The organism is Adhaeribacter sp. (assembly GCF_057359045.1).
Window position 1 is genome coordinate 94,907 of the sequence record NZ_JBMQUD010000089.1, and the last position, 19,083, is coordinate 113,989.

Here is a 19,083-nt window from a genome sequence, read left to right on the forward strand (position 1 = left end):
TTTAGGATAACCAGATAAGGCTGGCCATATTTGCCATTTAACGCCGGGCCTGGTTCAGCAGCATTAAGCTGTACGCTTTTTACATTTGTGCTAATAATTCTTGTAAGCGCTTGGCATCGGTAATAGCACTGCCGTACATAGTATTATTAAAGTAAACCCATACTTCGCGGTCGTCCAGGAGCCAGTCGTTAATCATAAAGGCGTAGCGCTCCAGTTTTTCATCGGAGTAAGAAGATGCATACAGGCGTTCGTCGCCGTGCAGGCGCAGGTAAACCGTATTAGAAGTAGTGGCTTCTAAGTACGGAAACCGCTTGCCCGCACTGGCAATTACAAAGGTAATATTGTAATCGCGCAACAAATCCATGGCTTCATCGGCAAACCAGGAATTATGCCTAACTTCTAAGGCAAATGGGGGCTCGGGGTATTTAGCTCGTAAGGTCCGGAAAAAACCTTCGGCAACGGGTCGATCGTACCGGAAACTGCCGGCAATCTGAATTAACAGCGGCCCCAAACGTTCACCCATGAGTAAATACCGGCTCATAAATTTATCGAGCGGCTCTTCTATGTCTTCGAATTTGCGCTTGTGGGTAATTTCCTGGTTTAGTTTGGCACTAAATTTAAAATCAGGCGGCGTTTGGCTCAGCCATTTTTCAATGGTTTTGGGCATGGTAAAATGGTAGAAGCTACTGTTTACTTCGGTGCAATTAAAATGCTGCGCGTAAAAAGGCAAATATTCCGCCGATTTTAATTCTTCCGGGTAAAAAACACCTTTCCAACGATAACTCCAACCACTGGTACCAATATGTAAATTCTCCAAAGCCATTATTTAATTGCGTTACCTAATATTTAATAATTAACTTTTTACCTAAAAGCATTTGTATACTCCTGTAAACGCACTGACGTTTTATTAATTTATTAAATAATTAACTCTGGTAGCCTTATTTCGTCTTTCTGGTAATAATCAATCGGCTACAGGTTATCATTTCCGAATTAATTGGCGGGATAGCAGTAAAACAAATCATTCGGTTTCCTCTTTTTTGTTATCGGCGGCTTTTAAGAGGCCTACGGCCACTGCAGCAAAAACACTATGCTCCGCCTGAATGCCCCTCCGGATAACATCAATCCCAATAATTAAAAAAATAAAGATAGCTGCTCCTGTTTTCCAGGGATTATGTCTAAAATTTTTCATCGCACTTGCTCCTCTATATTATTTCTTAAACATTCATTTAATCTCAATTACCCGTTTTTTTAATATAAACCCTTGGTATGCAATAGCTTCTAAATAGGCTTTCTAAACCGCTACAACCCAAAACTACCATGCTATTGTTATAACCTGAGCAAATATACGTGTAATTGAAATAAAAATACAATCTAAATACACATATTTATTTCAATTGAAATGAAAATATTTAATTTACAGAGTACTACCTAAAATAAAAATAATAGAATATACTTTAAAACAAAGAAATTTAGCTCATGTCAGCTTTAATGCACTAAAATCAGCCAGCATTCAATTGCATTGCATTTGCACTATTAGAGAAATACTTTTATAAAGCTGCAGCCTTTATTTTAAAATATTTAATCTTAAAACAGGCGTGCCACAAACCAGCTTTATCCTTTTTTGGCTGCACTGATACCGGCTGGCAAGCAAAAACATTATCATTAAACCTTAATTTAAGTTAGATTAACGCAGAGCTGGCGTTACTTAACTAAAGTCTCCTACAATCGTTTACCTTTACAGCAAATAATGCTTCAAGTGCATGAATTCAGAAGTAACCAGAACACGGCTTTTTAGTGATTTTCCGGAGGTACCGGCCGACGCGTGGGCCGAAAAAATAAAGCAGGACCTAAAAGGTGCTAGCCCAGACACCTTGTTATGGCAATCTTACGAAGGCCTTACGGTAAAGCCCTTTTATACCGCAGAAGACAACCCCAACCATGCGCCACTTCAGAATATACCGGGCAAGTTTCCGTTTATCCGGGGGCATAAAACCGGTCAGAATACTTGGCAGAACCTACCGGAAATTACGGTTGGGCCTAATAGCCACCCGGCTATTACCAAAGCAGCGCAAGCTATTGCTACCCGAGCCGATGGAGTTCATTTTATAGTAGAACACCCCGATAATTTTGATTTTGAATATTTAATCGCCGCACTGGATTTAACCAAAATAACCCTTGCTTTTACCTTAAGCACCAAAGCCACTACCTTTATAAATTCATTTTTCGCGCAATTGCAGGCGCACCAAATATCGCCGCACGGACTGAAAGGCTTTATAAATACCACGCCGGCTTTGGTGCCGGATAACGCTTTGCCGGATTACCAGCAACTTGAAACTATTCTGGAAAGAACCAAAGATGCTGTTGATTTTTATGGTGTTACGGTAAATGGCGCTGTATTTGGTAACCGTGGGGCCAATGCGGTGCAGGAGTTGGCTTTTTGCCTGAGTGCAGCCGTAGACTACACCAGCACCCTCAGCGCGGCCGGTATCCCTTTAAGCACTATTTTCCGGAACCTGCAAGTCCTGATAAGCATCAGCCCGAATTACTTTTTTGAAATTGCCAAACTGCGGGCTTTGCGTTGGCTTTGGTCGGGGGTGGTAAAAACGTACGGCGAAGAACCAAGCCTAGCCGCTTCGCTCCGGATTCATGCCCAAACGGCCCGGTGGTCGGCTACCACCTTCGACCCGCATTCAAATATTTTACGCTACACCACCGAGGCCATGTCGGCTATTATGGGCGGTTGCGACTCTTTATCGATAGCCTCTTTTGACATTACTTTTAACCCCCAAAATCCGTTTGCCGAAAGAATCTCCCAGAATATTCCGCTAATTTTAAAGCACGAAGCTTACCTCGATCAGGCCATTGATCCGGCGGGCGGCTCCTACTACCTCGAAGCGCTTACCCAAGAACTGGCCGAAAAAGCTTGGGCCTTGTTTAAAGAAATAGAAGACCGGGGCGGCTACGCCAAAGTCTGGCAAAACGGTTTTATTACCGAACAGATAAACCAGTCGGCCGAAGAACGCTTTAAAAATATTGCTTCGGGCAGAGAGGTGCTGGTGGGCACGAATAAATTTGCGAACAAAAACGAAAAAATTGATTTCGACCCGGAGGCTTTGCTGCAAAGTACTTATTTTGATACCACCCGTGCCAGTTATCCGTTTGAAGTAATGCGCCTGGCCGCCTTGCTGCATTTCCGGAAAAAAAAGGCCCGGCCCAAAGCTATTATTGCCATTGTAGGAAATGATATTCAGGAGCACATTCATGCTGCCTTCGCCAAAGAGTTTTTTGCCTGCGGCGATTTCGATACCGAAACGCTAACCTTTGATTCGGTACCGGCTGCGCTGGAGAAATTATTATTTACCGACTGTAAAGTAATTGTTTTCTCGAGTACCCAACGCGATTACACCCAGTTCTCCGCCCATTTTACCCAGGCCCTGAAAAATCATCCGCACCGGCCTATATTAATATTAGCCGCGCCGCCCGAAGACATGAAAGAAGAACTGGAAGAAAATGGTTTTGATGGCCGTATTTTCCAGAACTGCAACACCAAATCAATTATTGTAAGGATACAGGAACGGTTACTGAATTATGAGTTATTATAAAATATATTTCTGATGAGAGAAAATATAATTCAAAAGAAATCCTACGCCTTTGCCTGAGACATAATTCGGTTATATAGAGCATTAACAAGTGAGAAAAAGGAATTTATATTGTCAAAACAATTATTACGAAGTGGGACTTTTATTGGAGCCAATGTAGAGGAAGCACTGGCAGCAAGCTCTAAAGCTGATTTAATTAAAATAAATATTTCAGCAAAAGAAAATCGTAAAACTAACTATTGGTTAAGACTTCTAAAAGATGCTGATTATATAACAGAAGCTGTTTTTACCCGACATTATTCTGAATGTTTAGAAATGCAACGGATTTTCAGCAGCATTTTAATGAATTCAAAAACTAATTCAAAATTCATAATTATTTAAAAGTGAAGCCCGATTTCACCAAAATAGATTTTAAAGCATTAACGGAGGGTATAAACCCGCCTGGCGCGGCCATAAAACCGCAGCCCTGGAAAACGCACGAGCAAATTCCGTTGCAGAATTTTTATACTGCTTCTGATGTCGGAGAATTTGAGCACTTAGGTTTTGCCGCTGGTTTACCGCCTTATTTGCGTGGCCCCTACTCCACCATGTATGTAAAAAACCCATGGACCATTAGGCAATACGCCGGCTTTAGCACCGCTGAGGAAAGCAACGCTTTTTACCGCCGCAACTTAGCCGGTGGCCAGAAAGGCTTATCCGTGGCTTTCGATTTAGCTACCCACCGCGGCTACGACTCCGACCATCCGCGCGTGGTTGGTGATGTCGGCAAAGCCGGCGTAGCCATCGATTCGATTCTGGACATGAAAATATTGTTCGACCAGATTCCGTTGGACCAAATGAGCGTTTCCATGACCATGAATGGCGCGGTATTACCAATATTAGCTTTTTATATTGTGGCCGCCGAAGAACAAGGCGTTAGTCAGGATAAATTAAGCGGCACTATCCAGAACGATATTCTGAAAGAGTTCATGGTGCGCAACACTTACATTTACCCGCCGGAACCCAGCATGCGCATTATTTCGGATATTTTTGCCTATACCTCGCAGCACATGCCGAAGTTTAACTCTATCAGCATTAGCGGGTACCACATGCAGGAAGCCGGCGCTACCGCCGACCAGGAACTGGCTTACACGCTCGCCGACGGCCTGGAATATGTGCGCACCGGTTTAAAAGCTGGTTTAGATATTGATGCTTTTGCGCCGCGGTTGTCGTTTTTCTGGGCCATCGGCATGAACCACTTTATGGAAATCGCCAAAATGCGGGCGGCCCGGATGCTTTGGGCCAAAATCATCAAGGCATTCAACCCGAAAAACGAAAAATCTTTAGCCTTACGTACCCATTGCCAGACTTCCGGCTGGAGTTTAACCGAACAGGACCCGTTTAATAACGTAGCCCGCACCACGGTAGAGGCTTTAGCGGCAGCTTTAGGCGGAACCCAGAGTTTGCACACCAACGCCCTCGACGAAGCCATTGCCCTGCCCACCGATTTTTCTGCGCGCATTGCCCGCAACACGCAGTTGTATTTGCAGCACGAAACCCACATTACCAAAACCGTTGACCCCTGGGGCGGCTCGTATTACGTAGAGGCTTTAACCCACGAGTTGGCGCACAAAGCCTGGGAATTGATACAGGAAGTAGAAGACCTGGGCGGCATGGCCAAAGCCATTGAAACCGGTTTGCCCAAAATGCGCATTGAGGAAGCTGCTGCCCGCCGCCAGGCCCGCATCGATTCGGGAAAAGATGTAATTGTGGGCGTAAACCAATACCGGTTGCAACCCGACGATGAAGATTACCCGATTGAAATTTTAGATATCGATAACACCGCCGTACGCGAAGCCCAACTACAACGCCTGCAATATTTAAAAGAAAACCGGAACCAGCCCGAAGTAGAAGCCGCTTTAGAAGCCTTAACCGAAGCTGCCCAAAACAACTCCGGAAATTTATTGGCCTTATGTATTGAAGCGGCCCGCAAACGCGCTACTTTAGGAGAAATATCCACTGCTTTAGAAAAAATATACGGGAGACACAAAGCCGTGACCAGAGCCATATCGGGCGTATATTCCGCCGAACTTACCGACGACGAAAACTTTAATAAAGCAACTGAATTAGCTAATAAATTTGCCCAACTGGAAGGCCGCCGTCCCCGCATTATGGTCGCTAAAATGGGCCAGGACGGCCACGACCGCGGCGCCAAAGTAATTGCCACCTCCTTCGCCGATTTGGGTTTTGACGTGGATATTGGACCATTGTTCCAGACGCCGGAAGAAGTAGCGCGGCAAGCCGCCGAAAACGATGTGCACGTGGTGGGCATCAGTAGTTTGGCTGCTGGCCATAAAACCCTGGTCCCCCAACTAATAGAAGAACTTAAAAAACTAGAGCGCGAAGATATATTGGTTATTGTAGGCGGCGTTATTCCGGCGCAGGATTATGGTTTCTTAAAAGATGCAGGCGTAGCAGGGATATTTGGTCCGGGTACGGTAATTAGCGTTGCGGCACAGGAAATATTGGAGCGGTTGATACAAGCATAATGAATTAATTAAATGCTCTTATAATTTCAGAACGAATAATATACGGAAATTTTCGTTTGAATCCTGAAATTTTCCGTATATTCAATTACTCCATTAGAGTGATTCGTATGGCTGCTTTAGTAGAAGAAAAAGATAATCTGGTAGTAGTGCAAGACGACCTGGCTTTAGTAAATAAAGCTCTGGAAGGCGTAGATGCAGCTTATTTTATTAATATATAAAAACACTCCGGCTTGCGTAAAGATAAACTGGCCAACCTGGTCGGCATCGACCCGAAAACCGTAGATAATTACCGGAAATCACAAAAGAAATCTACCCGCGACGCTGCTGAAAAATTATTAAATCTCCACCGGCTGTTTGCCTTCGGCGACGAAATATTTGGTTCTACCGCCGAATTTGTGGACTGGCTGGCTATTCCTTCGCCGGGGCTTAATAACCAAAGTCCCTTAACTTTGCTACATTCCATTTCCGGCATCATGGAAGTAGAAAAACAATTGCTCCGCCTGGCCCACGGTTACGCTGCTTAAACAATCAGCAAGCTATGGAAGCTTACCGTATTGTGCTGGAACACTTTTCCGATAAATTATTTGCCCCTGGTTTTTCGGGCCGCTGGAACTACAACGGCGAGTTTGTTATTTATGCCGCTTCCAGCCGTTCCCAGGCGGCCATGGAAAACATGGTACATAAAATGGGACAAGGCTGTTGGGCACCAACTTTGTTTTCATGGTTCTGGAAATTCCCGATAACTTACCTTTTACCCAAATATCCTTGCAGGATTTACCTGACGATTGGAAATTGGAAAGCCATTACGCCGAGACCCAACCCATCGGCTCGGCCTGGTACCAGGCTGGCAAAACACTTGGTCTACAAGTACCTTCTGCCGTTGTCCCCAGCGAAAACAACTACGTTTTAAAGACTCGTCACCCCGATTTTGCCCAGGTACAGGTTAAGCATAAAGAGCCTTTTAGGTATGATTATCGGTTTGTGACAACAGATAAGGCTTTAGGTATGGGAAAGAAATAGTAAATATTATAAAAGCCTTATATCAGTTTAAGATTTAGATTTATTACTTTGGAGCAACTTTGCCACAAGGGTGATTTGATTGAATAAGCTTTTAGTTGAAAAGAAACAGTTTATTTCTATACAGTAACAGTAATACAGGGTATCTTTTTTAAATACATCAGGCAGTAGAGAATTTATACTGTTAAAACTTATGAAACATTCTGGTTTCAAGCATGTAGCTGTGCAACAGATTTGGCCCCTTTGGGTAAAGAGTAAGCCACATAATTCCTAAATATTAAAATAAACCGCTAAAGCAGTTATAGTGAAAAGAACCCTTTATAATTTATCAATTGTAGCCATCCTCTTAAACCTTTATTACAGTACAAATGGTTACGCCCAGGCAAAAACCAATATTCCGGCGGTAGCAGTAGAAGTTCCGCTGGGCGGCAATACCTGGGCATCGGTTAGCCGGGTGCCCGGCGGCAAAGTAGATAAAGCGGGTATTGCCAACTGGACCGACCCGGAAATATTCTTTACAACTTACGTGCGGGTAGCCAAACCCGGCAAGGTTAAAGTATGGCTCAATTTGCAGGTTCCGGCCGGAGCTAGCAAACTCAGCGTTAGCCTTTTAAATAAGACCCGGGAAATTAAAGTTACTGGTCAGGCGCCCCAAGATTATTATGCCGGCGAATGGCAAACAAAAGAGGCCGGGTACCTGGCCATAAACCTTAGAGGTGTATCTAAAACCGGCAGCCACTTTGCCGATATTGCCAGTATAAAGTTGGCCGGCGAGGCAGTAGATGAAAATATTGCTTTTGTTAAAAACAACGACGACAATTATTTTTATTGGGGCCGACGGGGGCCATCGGTACACCTGAATTACCCGTTACCCGAAAATACCACGGCCGAATGGTTTTACAACGAAATTACCGTACCCACCGGCTCCGATGTAATTGGCTCTTATTTTATGGCCAATGGCTTTGCTGAAGGTTATTTTGGCATTCAGGTAAACTCCCCTACCGAACGCCGCATTTTGTTTTCGGTTTGGAGCCCGTTTAAAACCGATAATCCCAAAAGTATTCCCGAAGACCAGAAAATTAAGCTGCTGCAAAAAGGCGAGGGCGTTTATACCGGCGAATTTGGCAACGAAGGTTCTGGCGGCCAGAGTTATTTAAAATACAACTGGCAAGCGGGCACTACCTATAAGTTTCTGCTGCGCGGCTACCCGGCAGCCAATAATTACACCAACTATACGGCTTACTTTTATAACCCCGATACCCAAAAATGGCAGTTAATTGCCAGCTTTAGTCGGCCCAAAATAAACACCTATTTAAAACGGCTCCACTCGTTTTTAGAAAACTTTAATCCTGAAACCGGCAATATTACCCGCCAGGTGCAATTTAGCAACCAATGGATTGGTACGCCCGACGGCCAATGGCTGGAACTAAACGAAGCCCGTTTTACCGGCGACAATACTGCAGGCAAAGGCTTCCGGCTGGATTATGCTGGTGGATTGTTAAATAACACTTTTTACCTAAAAAATTGCGGCTTTTTTAACCAGAATATTCCGTTAAAAACCACATTTAAACGTCCCCAAAATAATCAAAAACCGCAGATAGATTTTGCGCAGCTTCCGGGTGCTTCGAGCCGTTAAAATTATGTTTTAAAGTTATTTTAACTTCTTAACTTAAATCTTGGGGTCGCTTTACTTGTATAATGCTTGGGAATATAATACCCTGGTTATATAGTTAGGGCGCATAAAGTATTGTAATCAAGTTCACCGAAACATATAAATTCTACTTTTAGTAACGGAAGTAATTATTTAGACAGACTTAGGATAAACTTTTTTAAAGCGCAGTACTATAGTAGTACTAATAATTTATTAGCGGATATCTAATACATACAATCAACTTATAATCTAGCTAACCTTCTTTTTTATTTAACTAGGCTACAGTCAAACATTTACCCTCATTATCCTAAGCATAAAACTTTTATAATGATTTCCGGGCTTTGTATACACCAAATTATAATTTTATAATAATCAAAAAAAATAATAATATTAAATAACTGTAATACAATATTTTAAACACATACAATAAGCAAATACTTTAAAGTATAAATAAACCAGTAATTATTTATCTTATATTAGAGGATAAATAAAGCTTTAGCCGGAAATCAGCAGAGGAAGCATGAGTTTAACCGATCCCGACCCAAATCCAACTGAAACAACTTTACAACAAAAAATAAGAAATAAAGTAGCCGAAATTGCCGCCGTGGCCGATGATATACCCGGAGTTATAATTATTCTTAACATCCAAAATTCATCGGTGGTTTATATGTCGCGGCGCGGTACCGATACCCTGGGGGTAAGCCTGGAAGAAATTATACGTATGGGGCCCGATTACCACAAAAACTTCTTTAACCCCGAAGAGTCGCAGGAGTATGTACCCCAAATCATTCAACTGCTCGAACGCAACAACAACACCGATATTCTTTCCTTGTTTCAGCAGGTAAAAGGACGTAACCAATCTGATTGGACCTGGTACGCCTCTACGTTAAAAATTTTAATGTGGGACGACAACCACAAACCGCTTTTGGCAATTACCCTGGCCAACCCCATTGATCCCAAGCACCATGTTTCGGTGAAAGTAGCCCGTTTGCTCGAGGAGAATAATTTTCTTCGGAAACATTATAACCTTTTTTCGCAACTTTCTAAGCGCGAACGGCAGGTGTTAAAATTGCTGGCGCTGGGCAAAAGTGCTACCGAAATTGCCGCAGAATTATTTATTTCTACGTTTACCGCCGAAACCCATCGGCGCAATATCCGGCAAAAACTAAACGCCGATTCGGCTTATGAGCTGTCGCAATATGCCCGCGCCTTTAATTTAATCTGATTTTAGTTTAATAAACGCATACCTGCAACGCTACATTGGTTTTCTAAACTCAGGATAATTAATCCATTTAGTTGGGTTTAATTTATGGAATAATAAAACCATAGCATCTATCAATCAATAGCTTTTGCTTTAAAAGCTATTAACAAGAGCTAACCTATTTGCTATGAAAATTTTGTACGCTTGTACCCTTCTGTTACTGTGCCTGGCTGGTTGTAAAAAGGCTATTAAAGAAAAACATAACTCCAGTACCATTGTTATTCTGGCCGAAGTAACGCCAAACGATTATACAGGGGGGGTATCGGCGTATTATGAAGATGAATTTGGCGATTACCAAACAGTAAACTTCCAAAAAGACACGACCAGCGAAAATTATTTTCCGGCGGTTATTTATAGCCGGCATCCTATCTGGCTACAGTTTACCCGGGGCGCACAGGTTCCGGTTTACCTCCGGCCCGGCGATACTTTGCAGGTAAAAAAAGCACCCCGTTTTAATGTAGATTATACGTTTATTGGCAAACGGCCCGGCGAAATAAACTTTTATAACCAACTCGAAGAAAAATCGCTGAGTATGAACATGGGCGATTTAATGGGCTTACACCAAAACGAAACTGTTTTCCGGCCACGTACGCGGCTTTTAAATTATAAATATACCCAGCGCAAGGCGCTGCTGCACCAGGTAAAAGATTCTTTGGCCTTAAACAAAAATTTTATGCGGTTTATCGGGGCCGAAATAACCGGTACGTATTTAATTGGTTTATTAACCCCTTTTATCTTACCCCAATATTCCCAACAGCGGTTGCGCCAAACCTACCTCGATACATTAACCCAATTCTCAGCTTCCGGCTACTTTAACCAAGATTCACTGGTATTTTCATCACAGCAGTACCGACGCAGCATAATTTTTTATAACCGGTTTTTAAGTAAACAAGCCCTGCAACAGCCCCTCGAAACAGAAATTCTGTACCAAAACGCTGAGCAAAAATTTACCGGCCAAACCCGCGACTATGCCCTTTTTTCGCTTTTAAAAGAAAAGCTGCCCCAGGATTTAAATATGCAGCCCTACCTAAACCAAGCCCGGAAAGATATTACGTATAAACCTTACATCCGCTACCTCGATAGCCTGGCCAGGCGGCCCGAAACGCTTAACACCCAACCGCAATTGCTTAATACGCCGGTTACTTCCCTGGCCGGTGAGCAGTTAACCTGGCGCGATATATTAGCGCGCAATAAGGGCAAAGTTGTTTACGTAACTTTCTGGGCCAGTTGGTTTGAACCTAGTTTAGAAGAAATACAAGCTTTAAAATTATTACAAGCCAGTTTGCCAAACCAAAATATTGCATTTTTGTATATCGCCGAGGATCATCCCTAAGAAAAAGTATCCGTTACACAAACGGTAACCCAGCTGGGCATAAATAAGCAGTCCGACCAGCATTATTTTGTAAAAGACCAATTGCCGTTACCGGTTTTTATAGGCGGTAGTGCTACCGGGTTTCCGTGGTTAAATTTTGTGCTGTTGAATAAAAACGGGAAAGTAGCCGCACTAGAGGCTAAAACACCAAGCGACCCCAAATTACGGGCGGATATTTTAACCTTATTAAAAAAATAAAATATTTACTCATTGCCGTTGGCCCGTTTGCAACTGTTTAACCTACCCGCTTATTATTATGGCTCCATTATTTTAATAAAGCAGTTTTTACATGCATCAATCTAAATAAAAGTGCTTGAAGCCCTAATTTAATCTAAGCGGTACTTGGTGCAGTCCGGTTAACGCCGATTATAAAATATATGTAAACAATTTTAACCTGCGCAAAAAAGCTTTTCCGCGTAACAGAAACATTAGAAATTAAGCATAAGCGGTAAAAATTATCTTTTAATTTTATCTAAAAAGCCAGGGTAAGCCTGGCTTTTATATTTTAATGCCAGGCTTAACTTTAGGTAATGACCTAAACATTATTAAAGCTTGGCTGGTTATAGCTTATATCAGACGCTACATAATGCGGTTTAGCTAACGTAGGTTTTTTACAGCTCCGGCTAGTACCATTTACCAGAATAAACCATGGAAAAGATACATTTTAAATTAACCAGCCGGATTTGCCACATTTTAATTGTTTACGTTTAAACGCCCAAAGTTATCTATATTTACTGGCTGTAATTACGGCCAACCAAAAAACCAAACTGGTCCTAAAAACCGGTAAACCAAACCGTTCCAGCATATCCATTTTAAACCTATGAATTACCAGAAGCTTTTTTCCAGCCTTCCGGAAACTATTGTTGTGCTTCAGCCCGATAGCCCCGATTACCGCATCTCAGATGCTACTGATTTATACCTGAAAACCACCATGCGGAAACGCGAAGACCTGATTGGCCGGAAATTTTTAGTTGAAGCCTTTCCGGATAATTCGGTGCCTTACATTGAAAACCCAGTGCGTAAATCGCTGGATAAAGCCTTGGCTTCTAAAAAAGTAGATTATTTAGCCGTAATCCGCTACGATATTCAAAAACCAGAAGCCGAGGGTGGTGGTTTAGAAGAGCGCTACTGGGAAGCTTCGCATACGCCTATTCTCGACGAGCAGGGCCAGGTAGAATATCTTATTCAGCGCACTACCGACGTAACCGAACGCGAACTGGCCAAACAAGCCCAGATAGAAAGTGAAGAAAAATTTAAACTTCTGACTGATGCCATACCGCAACTGATTTACATTACCGATCCGGCCGGAAATTTAACTTATGTAAACCAACGCTGGGTAGATTATAGTGGTTTAACCGTCGACAAAGCTGTAAATGCCGGTTGGCAAGCCATTATTCACCCCGACGACTTTCCTGCTATTTCCCGGCGCATGAACGAAGTAACACCAGACGACCAGGAGTTACAAGCCGAATTGCGCCTGAAAAACAAAGATGGTCATTATAGATGGTATTTAACCAAAAGCTTGGCCATGCTGGATAAAAACAACGAAGTTATGATGCGGGTAGGCAGCGCCACCGATATTCATGATTCGCGGCAAATGGTACAGGAATTGCTGCAAGCCAACGAACAAATGTCGGCTTTATCGGATATGGTGCACGAAGCGTATAATAAAGCCGAAGCTGAACGCAAAACCCTGGAGCGGCTAATTATTGAAAGCCCGGCTTTTTTCTGTATTTTAAAGGGGCCGGAACACTGTTACGACCTGGTAAACCAACAGTACCAAAATTTGTTTCCGAACCGCCCGCTTTTGCACAAAACCGTAGCCGAAGCTTTGCCCGAAGTAGTAGAACAAGGCTTTGTACAAATATTAGATAAGGTTTACCAAACCGGCGAAACCTTTATTGCCAACGAAATATTGGTGAAGCTCGACCGGGCAGGCAATGGCCATTTAGCAGATGTTTACTTAACGTTTAATTATCAGCCACTTTACGGCGGCGACCTTATTACGGGCATTATTGTGTTTGGCTACGAAGTAACCGACCAAGTGCTGTTCCGGAATAAACTAAAAGAACTCGGTTTCGCTTAACATACAGGAAAGCTACAACTCATTTCCGCAGGAAAAAAGATTAAAATGAATTTAGCCAAAGTAGATTTCCAACAGCTTCGGATTAAACACATCCTTTTTAAATCAAAAGTACGCTCTTTTCTTTACGGCGGCACTTTCGATGAAGCTTTCTTTTCGGGCACGGGTCCGGTAAATACCTGGTTTAGCACCGTAGGCCAACCCCGTTACGGCCAAGACGCGGCCATGCGCGAATTGCACCGGGTACACCAGGAAGCAACCGCAACCGCTTTGCAATTATATACTATGTACAAAAGCGGTCGCATAGAACAAGCCCTTGAAGGCCTACAAACCATTGAAATTAAATCAGAACAATTTTTAAATATTCTATCGCAGCTCGAAAAAAAATTAGGCGATTGAACGTAACAAACTTTTAGAAAAAATAATAAGCTTTAAATAAAAAGGCGGGGCCGGTTTTAGTAAACCGGCCCCGCCTTTTTTCTGGAAAAATTCAATAAATTAGTTACGCTCGAAATAACAAACCATTTGGCCATTTTCTATTTTCCCTACAAACTGGTTGGGGTTGGCGTATTGGTATAAGTTGCAGTTAATCTTTAAGGTTACTTTAAACTTAAATTTATTATTTACTTCGTCGTGAGCGAGCTGTTCCAGTTGGGTAACTTCCAGAAAATTGTTAGGTTGCTCCCCGCCTACCGAAGAATAAAGATTACCGGGCACCCGGAATAAAACGTGAAAGCCAAGATAATTGCCTTCGGCCGATTTCGGTCCAACCGCAAATAATGCTTTAAACTTATCGGCGGTGAGTTGGCCATCAATAGATTTAGAGTTTATGACCAGTTCGGTTTGGGTGGTTTGCGGGTCGGTAGTACCTAAACCCAGTTCGGCGTACGATTGTGAACCGCTGCTCCAACTGCGGGTTCGATTCTCGAAATTGTTCTCGCCGGCTTTATACGATGTGGGCTGCCCTAATATTTGCCCGGCAAAGGCATTGGCCTGTGGTATAGGCGCTTCCGGCTCTACGGTAGATTTTTCGCAGCTTACCAGCAAAAGCAGCAGCGAAAAGAGCGTTAAACATAAATGGGTTTTCATAGTTTTAGATTGACTAACAGTTCAGGCCCGGGCAAATACAACTATAATGCCATATAGTACAACTCTATATAATATTTCCATATATTCATACCAATCATTTGATAATCAATTATAAAAAATATTATACCCGGCTTAATGAATAGATTCTAATCATTAGCAACTTTTATAAATTTGTACGGTTTTACCTACTGGCGTACACATAACAGCAAAAAAGCCACTCGCTGGAGTGGCTTTTTTGCTGTTAATAAAACAGGTATAAACGCTTTAACTGGTTTAAGTTTACTGGTCGGCCTGGCCGTCATTATCTTTATCTACAATTCCTTTGTCGGTATCGGCCCGGTCGTAAGCATTATCAGCGCTGGCGGTATCTTTAGGCATGGGCTGGGTGGCCGTTTCGTTGTGTTCGTTCGGGTTTTTATCTTTGCCGTCGCTTTCTTCTACGTTGGTTTGGCCTTCGCCGGTGCCGGTGCTGCACGCGGTCGTTCCCAGGGTTAAGCTCAGCAAAAACATAAAAGCCGTAATTTTTATTTTTTCTGAAAGTAGTTTCATAGTTTTTTTGTTAAATAATTTTTGCGTGTCGGGTAGCTTTAAGTTTATTTATAATTTAACGATAATAATTTTAAAGCTGCCGTATCGGTAGTTTACGCAAGGCTTTAAATTTAAGTTTATGCCGGCTGTAAGCTAAATAAAAAGGAATAACCAGTTCCGGTAAACTTATTACTTTTACTTGCTTAAGGCATTGGCCGCAGACCAAAACAATTATATGGGGAAAAAGAGAAAACCGGCAATCAGAAAATCAGCATCTAAAAACAAAAAAATAAACTTTACCAAAAGAGGCTTACCGCGCGATTTGCTCGTTATATTTCTGATTAGCTTTTTTATTTCTACGGCCCTGATTGTTTATTTATTTGGCATGACCGAAGGTTTTTTTGGCCGGCTTTTCTGGTGTATTCTGGTAATATTTTTGTTGATCTCTGGTACAGTTTTAGGTATTATACCGGCCATCAACTTTATTGGCCAGAAATGGTTGCGCCGGTAAATATTTATATTAAACTTCTAGCAAATGGATAATCTTCATTTATATATAAAAAATATGGTTTGCCCCCGTTGCATTAGCACGGTGGAGCGGGTGCTTACCCAAGAAGGCTTGCCGTTACAGGAAGTAAAACTAGGCGAAGCCACGCTTACCCAGCCGCAACCCCACCTAGACCTGGACAGAATAAATGACGTTTTACAGCAGGAAGGTTTTGAACTAATTTACGACCGCGAAAAACAACTAACCGAAAAAATAAAAAACTTACTTATTCAATACCTGGCGCAACTCCCAACGCAACCGGCTAATTTAACTACCTCGGCTTATCTCGCCGATAAATTAAATATTCCTTATCCGCAACTGAGCAAAATCTTTTCGCGGCAGGAACACACCACCATCGAAAAATATTTAATCCGGCTGAAGATTGAAAAGGTAAAAGAACTGATTAGTTATAACCAGCTAACCTTAAGCGAAATTGCTTACGAATTAAATTATAGCAGCTTACAACACCTGTCTAACCAATTTAAAAAAGTTACCGGCATTTCGGTAAGCGATTACAAGCAAAGTGCTATTTCCCGTACTTCGCTAGATGCGCTTATCTAAGTATTTCTAACTTTGCCCGGCTATTTATTTATTTTCTGGTAAAAAAAGCATTATAACCCGCTTCGCTACAGATTTTCACCAATATTTCTCCTCACCTTTAGCCTGAATATTTTCTATTATACTTTAAACACCAGTGTTTTATTAGAGTATGTTTAAATTTAGTAGAACGACGGAGATTAATGGTAGAAATAGGAAATTTTATATCTCTTTATTAATCATTTAATAAAATTTAAACATGCTCTTAGTTTAGTTCATGTAATTTCTATTTCATAACTAATTGGCGGGAAGTAACCAGCGTATTTTTGGCCTGCTTGGTATTCATTTATATCAAAATTTATGTAGGCTTAACAAAAGGCCGAACCTGTTTTGGCAGAAAATAAAGAGGACTTAACTTTCCTGAAAATTTAAATATTATATTTTTACAATATTTAATTTAAATATAATTAAATCAGCCAGTTACGTATAAATAAATATTTTATTTTTCCTTAGTTGCTTTGGCGTATTCTAAAATATTTCCTATTTTTAGAAGAGAGACAACACGTTCGTTATTTGTTTTCTTACGTAAACTTAAAATATGATAAAACCTTTACTTGTATGAATCCTTTAAAATTAAAAAGTTTTCTATTATCGCTGGCGCTTCTATTTTGGTTTGCCGGAGCCACTTCTGCCCAACACGATAAAACAACGCACGCCCATAAATCCCACAACGGTGGTACAGTAAAATCGGCCGGCGATTACCATATAGAACTCGTTGATAAAAAAACGCAGTATACCATTTATTTATTAGATGTAAGTGAAAAGCCCATTAACCTGAAGGGAGTTACGGGACTGGCTATTTTGCGCGATGGTGACCGGACCGTGCATACGCAACAATTATCAGCTACTTTTAATACGCATTTTAACCTGCCCACTAATGGCATAGAACACAGTTCGGTAATTATAAACTTTACGGTAGACAAGCAAAATATTACCGCTAAATTCGAGCGAAGCGGAGCCCAGGCCATGAACTTTTATTGCCCTTCTAAATGCAACGGCAGCGAAAGTAATTTAGCCGGTGTTTGCCCTAAATGCGGTAATGCTTTAGCCGACCGCCGTTTACTAGCCAAAGATTAATTAACTCATTTGTATTTCCTTAAGGCAAACTATTACTTTCGGCTTGTATTCCTACCTATAGCTACTTTATAAGTTTTTAAAGCTTAAATTTTTAAAACCAGATTTATTTATGGTTAGAAAATAGCCAGGGCAGTAAAGTTGGTTCGGCCAGGGCTGGGGTCCAACTGTTGTGGTTGGCGTTGGGGTAAACCGTAAATTTTACCGGCGCACCTTTTTCTTCTAAAGCTTTTACTACTACTTCGGATTTAGCTACCGGCACTACATCGTCTTTGGCACCGTGGAACACCCACAGCGGTATTTTGCGGTACTTCTTAACGTTGGCAATATTGTCGCCGCCGCAAATGGCAAAAGCGGCAGCAAATAATTTTGGTTTCCGGCGCAGCATTTCAAAAGTACCCATACCGCCCATAGATAAGCCACCAATATAAATCTGATCTTTTTTTACCGCAGGCATTTTCACCAACTTATCGGTCAGGCCCAGCAAGGCCCGCATGGCTTTGGTAGGATCTCCGCCTTTTACAAAAGTAAAATGTCTTTTACCGGTTTGGTCGGTCTGAATATTTACATTGGCCCAGTAACTATTGGCGGGGCACTGTGGAAATACCACAATGGCCGGGAAACGGCTCCTTACGGAATCTTGTAAGAAAAGCGGGCCGGCATAAGCCAATTGTTTCTGGTTATCTCGCCCGGATTCACCGCGTCCGTGCAGGAACAAGAGTAAAGGATATTTTTGGTTTGGATCATAATTTTCCGGATACAAAATCCGGTAAGATAATGTGTCGCCTGCCGCAATAAATACTTCGTGTTGGTAACGCGACAAATCCTGGGCCTTTGCCGACGCAGCAAATAATATTAATCCAATGAAAATTAAGATACCGTTTTTCATGTAAGTTCTTTATAAATTAATTTCTAAACTACCTGGGTGTTCTGCTGCCGGAAACACAATAATTATTCTTTCAAATCGGCGGGCAGTTCTATAACCGCAATATTCCGGAAGCGATGCACGGCACCGGGAGCCCAGGAATCCAGAATATTCCAGCTTACTTCGGCCGGCGAGAACAAAGTAGTCCAATGCGATTGCAAGCCAATCATACCGGTGGTTGCGCCGGCGGTAAAATCGTTTTTGAGTTGGGTAACATCCCACATCTGCACGCCATTAATCCAAAGGGTAATGTGCGGAATATCGCCTACCATGCGGATGCGAAAGGAATTCCAATCGTTGGGCCGCCATACTTTTGCCCGTTCGGTGGCGCGCATGGGTTTACTTACCGGCATCCGCTCGCCTAATAAATTACCCGTACTGTTGGCAGCATCATCCAGTTCAATCTGGTAAGCAATGCCGCTTTCGGAGGAGCGAATAAAAATACCGCCGTTGGTAAAGGAATCAATTTTAGCTTCAAGGTACAATTCAAAATTCTTGTATTTTTTATTTGATAACAACACGCCGCCTTGCCCGAATGGCTGCTGGGTAAGTACAATCGCGCCATCTTCTACCCGCACGCTCGGGGTAGTGCCCTGATGCGTGGTGCGACTAATGTGCCAGCCTTTTAAATTCTTGCCGTTAAATATTTTTTTATAGCCGGCCGGAATCTGGGCTACGGTACAATTGGTTAGCAGCAAAAGTATAAGTAAGTTCAGGAGTAGTTTCAAAGGCTATTTAGTAATAAGTTAAAAGTTGTAAGTAAAAAGTTGCTCACTTTTTCACTCATGCCAGTCTCTGACTGGTTTGTATTT

The 19,083-nt window shown here is 42.2% G+C and carries 19 protein-coding genes; 13 read left to right on the forward strand and 6 right to left on the reverse strand.

Annotation, left to right across the window (positions count from 1 at the left end):
* Nucleotides 1-79: 79 nt before the first annotated feature.
* Both ACO1R6_RS14250 and ACO1R6_RS14255 read right to left on the reverse strand, forming a co-directional pair.
* A complete protein-coding gene (locus ACO1R6_RS14250) occupies nucleotides 80-823 on the reverse strand; it encodes a DUF72 domain-containing protein (protein ID WP_486265561.1) in 744 nt (247 codons plus the stop codon).
* 195 nt (nucleotides 824-1,018) lie between these two features.
* On the reverse strand, nucleotides 1,019-1,189 hold the full coding sequence (locus tag ACO1R6_RS14255) for a hypothetical protein (protein WP_486265562.1): 171 nt from the start codon (nucleotides 1,187-1,189) through the stop codon (nucleotides 1,019-1,021).
* Nucleotides 1,190-1,760: 571 nt separating this feature from the next.
* On the opposite strand from ACO1R6_RS14255, the gene ACO1R6_RS14260 reads away from it, so the two are divergent.
* From ACO1R6_RS14260 to ACO1R6_RS14305, 10 genes are all read left to right on the forward strand, one after another.
* Nucleotides 1,761-3,602, forward strand: a complete 1,842-nt coding sequence (locus ACO1R6_RS14260) for a methylmalonyl-CoA mutase family protein (RefSeq protein WP_486265563.1) — start codon at nucleotides 1,761-1,763, stop codon at nucleotides 3,600-3,602.
* Nucleotides 3,603-3,665: 63 nt separating this feature from the next.
* Nucleotides 3,666-3,980, forward strand: coding sequence for a four helix bundle protein (locus ACO1R6_RS14265; protein WP_486265595.1), 315 nt, complete (start codon nucleotides 3,666-3,668; stop codon nucleotides 3,978-3,980).
* A 2-nt stretch (nucleotides 3,981-3,982) separates the two neighbouring features.
* Nucleotides 3,983-6,127, forward strand: a complete 2,145-nt coding sequence (scpA, locus tag ACO1R6_RS14270; RefSeq protein ID WP_486265564.1) for a methylmalonyl-CoA mutase — start codon at nucleotides 3,983-3,985, stop codon at nucleotides 6,125-6,127.
* Nucleotides 6,128-6,357: 230 nt separating this feature from the next.
* Nucleotides 6,358-6,651 (forward strand): antitoxin Xre/MbcA/ParS toxin-binding domain-containing protein, encoded by a 294-nt coding sequence (locus ACO1R6_RS14275; protein WP_486265565.1) that lies wholly within the window; start codon nucleotides 6,358-6,360, stop codon nucleotides 6,649-6,651.
* Between the two features lie 196 nt (nucleotides 6,652-6,847).
* Nucleotides 6,848-7,147: an RES family NAD+ phosphorylase gene (locus ACO1R6_RS14280; protein WP_486265566.1), complete on the forward strand. Its 300-nt coding sequence runs from the start codon at nucleotides 6,848-6,850 to the stop codon at nucleotides 7,145-7,147.
* A 301-nt stretch (nucleotides 7,148-7,448) separates the two neighbouring features.
* A complete protein-coding gene (locus tag ACO1R6_RS14285) occupies nucleotides 7,449-8,780 on the forward strand; it encodes a DUF3472 domain-containing protein (RefSeq protein ID WP_486265567.1) in 1,332 nt (443 codons plus the stop codon).
* Nucleotides 8,781-9,315: 535 nt separating this feature from the next.
* Entirely contained in the window at nucleotides 9,316-10,020 is a 705-nt protein-coding gene (locus ACO1R6_RS14290) for a response regulator transcription factor (RefSeq protein WP_486265569.1), read from the forward strand.
* A 163-nt stretch (nucleotides 10,021-10,183) separates the two neighbouring features.
* Nucleotides 10,184-11,389 carry a thioredoxin domain-containing protein gene (locus tag ACO1R6_RS14295; RefSeq protein ID WP_486265570.1) on the forward strand — a complete coding sequence of 402 codons (1,206 nt, stop codon included), beginning with the start codon at nucleotides 10,184-10,186 and terminating at the stop codon, nucleotides 11,387-11,389.
* Between the two features lie 859 nt (nucleotides 11,390-12,248).
* Nucleotides 12,249-13,514 (forward strand): PAS domain-containing protein, encoded by a 1,266-nt coding sequence (locus tag ACO1R6_RS14300; RefSeq protein ID WP_486265571.1) that lies wholly within the window; start codon nucleotides 12,249-12,251, stop codon nucleotides 13,512-13,514.
* 45 nt (nucleotides 13,515-13,559) lie between these two features.
* Entirely contained in the window at nucleotides 13,560-13,910 is a 351-nt protein-coding gene (locus ACO1R6_RS14305; protein ID WP_486265572.1) for a histidine kinase, read from the forward strand.
* Nucleotides 13,911-14,009: 99 nt separating this feature from the next.
* On the opposite strand, the gene ACO1R6_RS14310 is transcribed toward ACO1R6_RS14305, so the two are convergent.
* On the reverse strand, nucleotides 14,010-14,600 hold the full coding sequence (locus ACO1R6_RS14310; RefSeq protein WP_486265574.1) for a hypothetical protein: 591 nt from the start codon (nucleotides 14,598-14,600) through the stop codon (nucleotides 14,010-14,012).
* 279 nt (nucleotides 14,601-14,879) lie between these two features.
* Entirely contained in the window at nucleotides 14,880-15,149 is a 270-nt protein-coding gene (locus tag ACO1R6_RS14315; RefSeq protein WP_486265575.1) for a hypothetical protein, read from the reverse strand.
* Between the two features lie 214 nt (nucleotides 15,150-15,363).
* Between ACO1R6_RS14315 and ACO1R6_RS14320 the strand changes: the two genes are divergently transcribed.
* From ACO1R6_RS14320 to ACO1R6_RS14330, 3 genes are all read left to right on the forward strand, one after another.
* Nucleotides 15,364-15,639, forward strand: a complete 276-nt coding sequence (locus ACO1R6_RS14320; RefSeq protein WP_486265576.1) for a hypothetical protein — start codon at nucleotides 15,364-15,366, stop codon at nucleotides 15,637-15,639.
* Between the two features lie 24 nt (nucleotides 15,640-15,663).
* On the forward strand, nucleotides 15,664-16,236 hold the full coding sequence (locus ACO1R6_RS14325) for an AraC family transcriptional regulator (protein ID WP_486265577.1): 573 nt from the start codon (nucleotides 15,664-15,666) through the stop codon (nucleotides 16,234-16,236).
* A 594-nt stretch (nucleotides 16,237-16,830) separates the two neighbouring features.
* Complete coding sequence (locus ACO1R6_RS14330; protein ID WP_486265578.1) at nucleotides 16,831-17,349, forward strand: hypothetical protein; 519 nt, start codon at nucleotides 16,831-16,833, stop codon at nucleotides 17,347-17,349.
* 103 nt (nucleotides 17,350-17,452) lie between these two features.
* Here the strand turns inward: ACO1R6_RS14330 and ACO1R6_RS14335 are convergent, their stop codons facing one another.
* Both ACO1R6_RS14335 and ACO1R6_RS14340 read right to left on the reverse strand, forming a co-directional pair.
* Nucleotides 17,453-18,235: a carboxylesterase family protein gene (locus ACO1R6_RS14335; protein ID WP_486265579.1), complete on the reverse strand. Its 783-nt coding sequence runs from the start codon at nucleotides 18,233-18,235 to the stop codon at nucleotides 17,453-17,455.
* A 62-nt stretch (nucleotides 18,236-18,297) separates the two neighbouring features.
* A complete protein-coding gene (locus tag ACO1R6_RS14340; RefSeq protein ID WP_486265580.1) occupies nucleotides 18,298-18,999 on the reverse strand; it encodes a 3-keto-disaccharide hydrolase in 702 nt (233 codons plus the stop codon).
* Nucleotides 19,000-19,083: the final 84 nt, after the last annotated feature.